This window comes from Phenylobacterium sp. (assembly GCF_004799395.1).
GTDB lineage: Bacteria > Pseudomonadota > Alphaproteobacteria > Caulobacterales > Caulobacteraceae > Phenylobacterium.
This window is the reverse complement of the sequence record NZ_SSMZ01000140.1, coordinates 1-8502: the sequence shown is the minus strand read 5'-3', so window position 1 is coordinate 8502 and position 8502 is coordinate 1. Positions and strand designations below refer to the sequence as shown.

Below are 8502 nucleotides of genomic sequence, written 5' to 3'. Positions count from 1 at the left end.
CCGCTGACATGCCGGAATTGCAGAAGGTCGCCGCGGCGATAACCGAGGGTGCGCTCTACCTCCTGATGCTGGCGCAGCCCCTGAGCGGCCTGGCGCAGAGCATCACGCGCGGAAGACCGTTCCGGCTCTTCGTCTTCGAGGCGCCACGACTGATGGCCCGCGACAAGGCGCTGACCGGCGTCTTCCACAACGTCCATGAGCTGGGAGCCTGGCTGCTCCTGACGCTGATCGGGCTCCACGTCGCAGCCGCCCTGTTCCACGGCCTCGTTCGGCGCGACGGGGTTATGCAATCCATGTGGCCCTGGAAGCCCTGACCCGCCGCATCCGCTCGCCGGCCCGCCGCTCAGCCCCGTTGCGGCGCCGGCGCGAGGGGGCGTCGCTGCCCGGCGCCCCCTCAACCTCACCTCACGAAAACACCGCCGGGAATAAAGCCCCGCCCTCGGCGGTCTCCCCCAACAGCCAGACCTGAAGGAATTGACGATGACCCACGACGACACCCCCGGCGACCGCCGCGGCTTCCTTAAATGCATGGCCTGGGCCGGGACCGGGGCGCTGTTCACGGTCAGCGGCGGGCTCGCCAGTTCGATCGGCCTCGACCAGGCGGTGGCCGCGCCGGCGAAGGCGCAGGGTTTCACTTTCCTACAAATCAGCGACAGCCACGTAGGCTTCAACAAGCCGGCCAATCCGGACGCCAAGGCCACCTATCAGGAGGCCGTGAGCAAGATCCTCTCCCTGCCGCAGAAGCCCGACTTCATCCTCCATACAGGCGACATCACCCAGCTGTCGAAGGACCAGGAGTTCGACGACGCCGACCAGATCATCAAGCAGGTCGGCCTGCCGGTCTTCCACGTGCCCGGCGAGCACGACATGCTCGATGAGGGCGCCGGCAAGGCCTACCTCGATCGGTTCGGCAAGGAGACCAAAGGGGCCGGCTGGTACAGCTTCGACCACAAGGGCGTCCACTTCGTGGCCCTGATCAATGTGGTGAACCTGAAGGCCGGCGGCATGGGCTCGCTGGGCGCCGACCAGCTGGAGTGGCTGGAAAAGGACCTGTCGGGACGGCCTTCATCCCAGCCGATCGTGGTCTTCGCCCACATCCCGCTGTGGACGGTCTACGCCGACTGGGGCTGGGGCACCGACGACGCGGCCCAGGCGCTCTCCTACCTCAAGCGCTTCGGTTCGGTGACCGTGCTGAACGGCCACATCCACCAGATAACCCAGAAGGTGGAGGGCAACATCGCGTTCCACACCGCCCGCTCGACGGCCTTCCCACAGCCGGTTGGCGGCCAGGGCCCCTCGCCGGGACCGCTCAAGGTGCCCACTGAGCAGCTGCGTTCCATGCTGGGGATCACCACCGCGACCTTCGTGCGCGGGCGTGAGCCCATCGCCCTGGTCGACCAGACGCTCGCGACCTGAGCTCAACCTCAAGACCGGAACCTCCGATGTCCAAGACTCTCAAGGCGGGCGCCGCGGCGCTCGCCCTCGGCCTCGCGACCCTGACGGGCGCCGGGGTCAGCTTCCCTGCTCTAGCTCAGGCCCCGGCCGCCGCCAGCGCCGCCGTCAAGATCGACAACTTCGTCTTCGGACCCCAGGCCCTGACCGTGACGGTCGGGACCACGGTCACCTGGATCAACCAGGACGACATCCCCCACACCGTCGTGGCCGACGACAGACACACCTTCAAATCCCGCGTGCTGGACACCGACGAACGGTTCTCCTTCACCTTCACCAAGCCCGGCGAGTACGGCTACTTCTGCTCGCTCCACCCGCACATGACGGGCAAGGTGATCGTGAAAGCGGGCTGAGGCGGACGGGTCTGACAACCATGGGCGAGCGAAAGCCGTTCTTCCGGCCCAGGCTGGCGTTCAGCCGCGACGCGCGGCCGCCGCGCGAGCCGGATCACGCGCGTCAGTTCCGCGAGGTCGTGTTGCCCCACCTGGACGCGGCCTACAACTTCGCCCGCTATCTGAGCCGCGACCCCACCGCCGCCGAGGACATCGTGCAGGACGCCTTCCTGCGCGCGTTCAAAGCGTTCCCGAACTGGCGCGGCGGCGCGCCCAAGGCGTGGCTGTTCGCGATCGTGCGCAACTGCTTCCTCGATTGGGTCGCGGGCGGCGGCGGAGCCCACAAGGTCCTGGTGGACGAAGGGGCGTTGAGCGAAGCCCAGGCGCAGGCGCTGGCCAATGTCGCCGATCCCGACCAGACCACGCCGGAAGAGGCGCTGATCCGCCGCCGCGAGGCCGAGACCTTGCGCGCGGTGATTGAAAACCTGCCGGAGCCATTCCGCGAGACCCTGGTCCTGCGGGAGCTGGAAGAGCTCAGCTACAAGGAGATCGCCGCCTTGACCGCCGTCCCGATCGGCACCGTCATGTCGCGCCTGGCGCGAGCGCGGCAGATGCTGTGCGACATGCTGCAGCCGCAAGGCGCGGCCCTTCAGGAGGCCCGTCGATGAGCGCGTGCCCGGACAAGGCGATGCTGATCCACGGCCTGCTCGACGGCGAGCTGGACGCCATCAACGCCGCCGCCTGCGAAGCGCACCTGACGACCTGTGAAGGCTGCAACGCCGAATATCAGCGCCTCATCGCGCTGCGCGAGGCCCTGGCGACGCCCGGCGTAGCGCACCGGGCGCCGGAACGCCTTCGGGCTGGCGTCGAGGCGCTGATCGGCGCCGAGGCCGGGTCAGAGCCGGCCCGCCCGATCCGCCGGGCCGCGCCCTGGGCGGCGAGCGGCGTCGCCGGCCTGCTGGCCGCGGGGCTGGCGGTGATGCTGGTCCTGCCGCAGGTCGCCGACAACGGCCTTGAGCAACAGCTGGTCGCCAGCCATGTGCGCTCGCTGCTGGCCAACCACCTGACCGACGTGGCGACCTCCGACCAGCACGTCATACGGCCCTGGCTCAACGGCAAGGTCGACGTGGCGCCGCCCGTGCCGGAGCTCGCGCCCGAGGGCTTCCCCCTGGTCGGCGGGCGGTTGGACTACATCGACGGCCACGTCGCGCCGGCGATCGTCTACCGCCGCCGCGCGCACACCGTGAACCTCTTTGTCTGGCCGGCGGAGCGGCGGCTGTTCGACGGCGGCAGGATGGTGCGCCGCGAGGGCTACACGGTCCTGGAATGGACCGCCGGTGGGCTCCGCTATGCCGCGGTTTCAGACATCGACCCGGGCGATTTGCGGCAATTCAAGGCGGCGTTCGAAGCCCACTCGCCGGACCCCTCGCACTAGGCCAGCCCCGCAGCTAACTTGCATCGGCGCGACGCAGCCGCTAGGCGCTAGGCGCTAGGCGCTAGGCGCTATTGCGAATTAATCTCATTTCACCTTCGGGAGAGTTTCTTGGCCAAGCAGAAGACCGCGCGGGGCAATTCGGCCCTGCGTCTGGCGTTCATTCGCCAAATTCACGTCTACATCAGCGTCTTCGTGGCCCCGAGCCTGCTGTTCTTCGCCTTCACCGGCGCCCTGCAGACCTTCCGCATCCCCGACCAGAAGACCACGCCGGCGGTGATCCAGAAGCTGGCCCGCCTGCACAAGGACGACGTCTTCGCGATGAAGCCGCTCCGGCCTGAACGGCCGAAGGCCGGCGGCCACGACGGGGCGGACCACGCCAAGGCCGGCGCGGAGAAGCCCGCAGAGCCCAAGCCGCAGGCGAGAGCAGCGACGGAGGCGACCAAATGGTTCTTCGCCGCCGTCTCTGTCGGCGTGATCTTCAGCGCCTTGTTCGGCCTGTGGATGGCGATCACCTACAATCGCCGCAAGGCGGTCGTCTGGATCGTGCTGATCGCCGGCGCAGCGGTCCCGGCGGCGCTCGCCCTGCTTTAGGCGCCTGTCCGCTCCTTGAAGAACTGGATGACGCGCATCTCCGTCGCCTTGGACGGGCCGTCGGGCTTCAGGTGCAGCGTCAGGACCGAGTGCGGCGGGATGTCGGCCGGCGCGGCGTCGTCGTCGCTGAGTTCGATGGTTTCGACCCGATGGCCGAACTCGCGCCTCAGGGTCTCGAAGCGGGCGTCGGGGACCAGGACGTCGCTCTTGTAGCGCAGGGCCAGCATCGTCAAGTCCTCGGCCTCGAAGCGCTGCTTGGCGCAGGCGATCTCCTTGGGCGAGGCGTCGAGACCGGCGGCGCGCCGCTTCGAGCCGGCGGCGATCGGCATGGACGGCTGGGACAGCACTGGGGCGACCACCGAGGGTTCGGTCATCATCGCCAGCGCGAACCCGCCGGTGAAGCACATGCCCACGGCGCCGACGCCCTTGCCGCCGCACTCGGCGTGGGCGGAGCGGGCGAGCGCGCGCAGCCACTCGACGATCGGACTCGATGACTGGGTCGACCAGACGTGGAACTCGCGGCGGATGCAGATCGCGCCCAGCATCGAAGCCATGGCGTAATTCCGGCTGACCGGCTTGCCCGGGGTTCCGAACAGGCTGGGGCAGAAGACCGTCATGCCCGCCTCGGCCACATGGTCGGCGAAGCGAACCACCAGAGGGTGCAGGCCGGGAATCTCATGGATGATGATCACCGCAGGTCCGGAGCCCTTGCGGTAGACGGGCCGCGTATAAGGCCCGTCGGTGAATTCGAACCTCTGGTAGTCCGCCAGCGCCGCTTCGTGGCCCATCCGTCATCCCCCAGCCCAAGGAGGACGACCTTAGGCAATCAGAGCTTCAAGCGCAGCATCGAAGACTCGCCTTCGAATCCGCTCAGCTTCCAGACACCGGCCTCCTTGGTGAACATCAGCAGGCAGGGGCCGTCTTTCTTCTGGGTGGCGCAGACGCGGCCGTCCGGCAGGGTCTTCAACGCTTGGGAAATCACGATGGGCCCGGGGATCTGGGTGTCGGCGCGATAGCCGTAGTGCTCGGCCACCATGCGGAAGGTCTTGGGTTGCACCAAGAGTTGGTCGGCGATGTCCAGCGTCTGCGGCCCGAGCAGGGCGGCCAGGCCCTTCAGCTTCTTGTTCGAGCTCAGCTGTTCTTCGATCTTGCCCTGCAGCTCGGCTTTCAGCGCCGCATGGTCGACGTGGGTGTCGAAGGTCGCGCTGTCGTTGTCGCGGATCGAGATCAGCAGGGCGTGGACGTCGTTGGCGGCGCCCAGCTTCTGGGCCGTGGCGCAGGCGCTAAGAGCGAGGGCCATGAGGCTGATAAGGACGGCGCGCATGGCTGGGTCTCCGGAAGAGGCCCACTAAGATAGGCGCGCAAGACGGCGACTTCACGGCCCCGATTGAAACAGACGCCGCTAATCGCGGCCCAACATCCCCCGGGCCCAGAGCGCGATCGGCAGGCCGACGACGAACATATGGCCGCAGAACTCCTCTACGAACTTCAATCCCTTGGGATTGTTGACCGCGTGCACCGCCGACAGCGGCAGGACGACGAAGTGCATGACGACATAGATGCAAATGCCGAACAGCGGACCCGTGACCCAGGCCAGCCGCCGCAGGAGCGGCAAGCCCAGCGAGACGAGGACGAAGATCGCCGTGGCCACGAGCAGGATGAAATAGTGCGAGGCCAGCCCGATGGGCTCGACGATCGGCGGCATGGTCTTCACCGCCGCGCCGTACCAGCCGCGGGCGATCGACTTGGTCACCCCGCTCGCTGTGCCGCCGTAGATCAGCATGGCGGCGAAGAAGTCGAAGGAGGCGGCCATGAAGCCGCCGCCCAGGATGGCGGCCACGATGTCGCCTGGCGTCTTGGATTTCGGTGTCATGGCGGCGTCCCCGTTGTCGCGCGACCTCGTCCCGATATCTCCCGCGCGGCGCGACGCGGCGCAGTCGAAAAGCGACCAGCGGTCGCCGGGCCGCCACCAACGGACGCTGGGGCTCTTCGGGCGCGAAAAAGCCCCGGAGGGTCGCTCCGGGGCTTTGGTTCGTTCGGCTTGGCGCGGCGCTCTACAGCGTGCGCTTCACTTCCTCGAGGCTGAAACACTCGATGACGTCGCCGGCCTTGATGTCCTGGAAGCCCGCAAAAGCCATGCCACACTCGGTGCCGGACTGGACTTCGTTGACCTCGTCCTTGAAGCGCTTGAGCGTCTGCAGGGTGCCGAGTTCGAGGACCACGATGTCGTCGCGGATGATCCGCACCCGGGCTCCCTTGCGGACCACGCCCTCGGTGACCCGACAACCGGCGACGCGGCCGATCTTCGAGATGTCGAAGGCCTGCAGGACTTCGGCGTTGCCGAGGAAGGTTTCCCGCTGGATCGGCGCCAGCATGCCCGAGAGCACGCCTTTGATGTCGTCCAAGAGGTCGTAGATGATCGCGTAGTAGCGGATCTCCACACCCTCGCGCTCGGCGAGGACGCGCGCTTGCGCCGAGGCGCGGACATTGAAGCCGATGATCGCGGCGTTGGCGCCCTTGGCCAGCATGACGTCGCTTTCGCTGATCGCGCCGGCGCCCGACAGGATGATCCGCGCACGGACTTCCTCGGTGCCGATCTTGTCCAGCGAGCCGGTGATGGCTTCCACCGAGCCCTGCACGTCGGCCTTGATGACCAGCGGCAGTTCCGAGGCCTTCTTGTCGGTGATCTTCGACATCATCTCGGCCAGCGAATTGCCCTGGGCCGGAGCGCCGGCCTTTTCGCGCTTCACGCGGACGCGGTAGGCGGTGAGCTCGCGGGCGCGGGCTTCGTTCTCGACCACGGCGAAGGGATCGCCGGGAGCCGGGGTGCCGTCCAAGCCGAGGATTTCCACCGGCACGGAGGGGCCGGCTTCCGCCACCTGCTCCTCGCGCTCGTTGAGCAGGGCGCGGACCTTGCCCCAGTGGTCGCCGGCCACGACGATGTCGCCGCGGCGCAGCGTGCCGCGCTTGACCAGCACCGTCGAGACAGCGCCGCGTCCGCGGTCCAGCTTGGCTTCGATCACCACGCCATCGGCGATGCGGTCCGGGTTAGCCTTCAGGTCGAGGACTTCGGCCTGCAGCAGGATGGCTTCCAGCAGGTTGTCGAGGCCGGTCTTCTCCTTGGCGGAGACTTCGATGACCTGGGTTTCGCCGCCCAGGCTTTCCACGACGATCTCGTGCTGCAGCAGTTCGTTGATCACCCGGGTCGGGTCGGCGCCCGGCTTGTCCATCTTGTTGATGGCCACGATGATCGGCGCGCCTGCCGCCTTTGCGTGATTGATGGCCTCAATCGTCTGGGGCATCACGCCGTCGTCGGCCGCCACCACCAGGACCACGATGTCGGTCACGGTCGCGCCACGCATCCGCATGGCGGAGAAGGCGGCGTGGCCGGGGGTGTCGAGGAAGGTGACCCGCTGGCCATCGGCCAGGTTCACCTGATAGGCGCCGATGTGCTGGGTGATGCCGCCGTGCTCACCCGAAACCACGTCGGCGGAGCGTAGGGCGTCAAGCAGCGAGGTCTTGCCGTGGTCGACGTGGCCCATGACGGTCACGACCGGCGGACGCGGCAGCAGGTGGTCGTCCACGTCCTCGGCGCCGATGAAGCCTTCTTCGACGTCGGCTTCCGAGACGCGCCTCACCGTGTGGCCGAATTCGGTGGCCACAAGTTCGGCGGTGTCGTTGTCGATGACGTCGCCGCTCTTCAGCATAACGCCCTGGCGCATCAGGAACTTGATGATCTCCGCGCCGCGGATCGCCATCCGGTTGGCAAGTTCGGCCACAGTGATGACGTCGGGAATGACCACTTCGCGGGCCGCCCGGGCCTGCTCCTGGGTGCCGCCCTTGCGCTTTTCACGTTCGCGTTCGCGCGCCCGTCGGACCGAGGCGAGGGAGCGCATCCGATCGACGGCGCCCTCATCGTCACCGGCCACGGCCTGGATGGTCAGGCGGCCTTCGCGACGTTGCGGCGCGCCCTTGGCGCGGCTGATCGCCTTGGAGGGCGCGGCCTCGTTGCGGCGGCGGTCGTCATCGTCGGGCCGCCGGTCCATGGCTGCGCCGCCGGGCCGCGGGGCCTGGCGCGCGGCGCGCTGGATTTCAGGGGTGGCGGGCGGCGCGGCGGGACCGATGCGCGGACCACCGGGACCACGGGCGCCGCCAGGACCGCCCGGACGCGGGCCGACCGGACGAGGGGCGAGCGCCGAATAGCGCACGGTGTCGCCGCCGGCGGGCGCGGCGCGGGGGCCGTCCCGGTCGTTCGAACGCGGCGGGCCGCGGTCGTCGCGCACGGGGCGGCGGTCGTCATCGGGACGCGGCGCGCGCTGGTTGAAGCTCGTGCCCTCGAAGCGCGAGGGGCTCGGGCGATAGGTCGTCGTGCTGGCGCGGTCGTCGCGGCGGTCAGCCGAGGGCTGGTAGGTGCGGGTCTGGCCCGCGCCCATGGGCGCGCTGGGCGACGCCGGACGCGGCGCGGCCGGAGCTGCCGGCGCGGCGGCCACCGGAGCGGCCGGGGCCGGCGCGGGGGTCGGGGCCGCTACCGGCGTCGGCGCCGGTGTCGGTGTCGGTGCGGGCGCAGCAGCAACTGGAGCCGGAGTTGGAGCGGGAGCCGGCGCCTCGGCGGCCGGGGCCGGCGGCGCGGCGGGGGCCGCAGGCGGCGGAGCGGCGGCGGCGCGGGCGGCAGCCTCGGCGCGGGCGCGTTCC

The 8502-nt window shown here is 69.0% G+C and carries 10 protein-coding genes; 6 read left to right on the top strand and 4 right to left on the bottom strand.

Going from position 1 to position 8502, the window contains the following annotated elements:
- The 6 genes from E8A12_RS09385 to E8A12_RS09360 form a co-directional block, all read left to right on the top strand.
- Positions 1–314 (top strand): cytochrome b/b6 domain-containing protein (locus E8A12_RS09385; protein WP_293367955.1); only part of this gene is annotated, 314 nt, incomplete at its 5' end.
- A gap of 166 nt (positions 315–480) precedes the next feature.
- Positions 481–1416, top strand: coding sequence for a metallophosphoesterase (locus tag E8A12_RS09380; protein WP_293367953.1), 936 nt, complete (start codon positions 481–483; stop codon positions 1414–1416).
- A gap of 26 nt (positions 1417–1442) precedes the next feature.
- Positions 1443–1805, top strand: a complete 363-nt coding sequence (locus E8A12_RS09375; protein WP_293367951.1) for a plastocyanin/azurin family copper-binding protein — start codon at positions 1443–1445, stop codon at positions 1803–1805.
- A 20-nt stretch (positions 1806–1825) separates the two neighbouring features.
- Positions 1826–2452 carry a sigma-70 family RNA polymerase sigma factor gene (locus tag E8A12_RS09370; RefSeq protein ID WP_293367949.1) on the top strand — a complete coding sequence of 209 codons (627 nt, stop codon included), beginning with the start codon at positions 1826–1828 and terminating at the stop codon, positions 2450–2452.
- The gene (locus E8A12_RS09365; protein WP_293367947.1) at positions 2449–3219 is read left to right on the top strand and encodes an anti-sigma factor; all 771 of its coding nucleotides are present in this window, start codon (positions 2449–2451) and stop codon (positions 3217–3219) included. The genes E8A12_RS09370 and E8A12_RS09365 overlap by 4 nt, the downstream gene beginning before the upstream one ends.
- A gap of 108 nt (positions 3220–3327) precedes the next feature.
- On the top strand, positions 3328–3810 hold the full coding sequence (locus E8A12_RS09360; protein WP_293367945.1) for a hypothetical protein: 483 nt from the start codon (positions 3328–3330) through the stop codon (positions 3808–3810).
- Here E8A12_RS09360 and E8A12_RS09355 read toward each other — a convergent pair.
- The 4 genes from E8A12_RS09355 to infB all read right to left on the bottom strand — a co-directional run.
- Positions 3807–4598 (bottom strand): dienelactone hydrolase family protein, encoded by a 792-nt coding sequence (locus tag E8A12_RS09355; RefSeq protein ID WP_293367943.1) that lies wholly within the window; start codon positions 4596–4598, stop codon positions 3807–3809. The two genes, E8A12_RS09360 and E8A12_RS09355, sit on opposite strands and share 4 nt — an antisense overlap.
- 38 nt (positions 4599–4636) lie before the next feature.
- Positions 4637–5134 carry a DUF2939 domain-containing protein gene (locus tag E8A12_RS09350; protein WP_293367941.1) on the bottom strand — a complete coding sequence of 166 codons (498 nt, stop codon included), beginning with the start codon at positions 5132–5134 and terminating at the stop codon, positions 4637–4639.
- 78 nt (positions 5135–5212) lie between these two features.
- Entirely contained in the window at positions 5213–5683 is a 471-nt protein-coding gene (locus E8A12_RS09345) for a hypothetical protein (protein WP_293367939.1), read from the bottom strand.
- A gap of 181 nt (positions 5684–5864) precedes the next feature.
- On the bottom strand, positions 5865–8502 hold a 2638-nt coding region (infB, locus tag E8A12_RS09340; RefSeq protein ID WP_293367937.1), incomplete at its 5' end, for a translation initiation factor IF-2.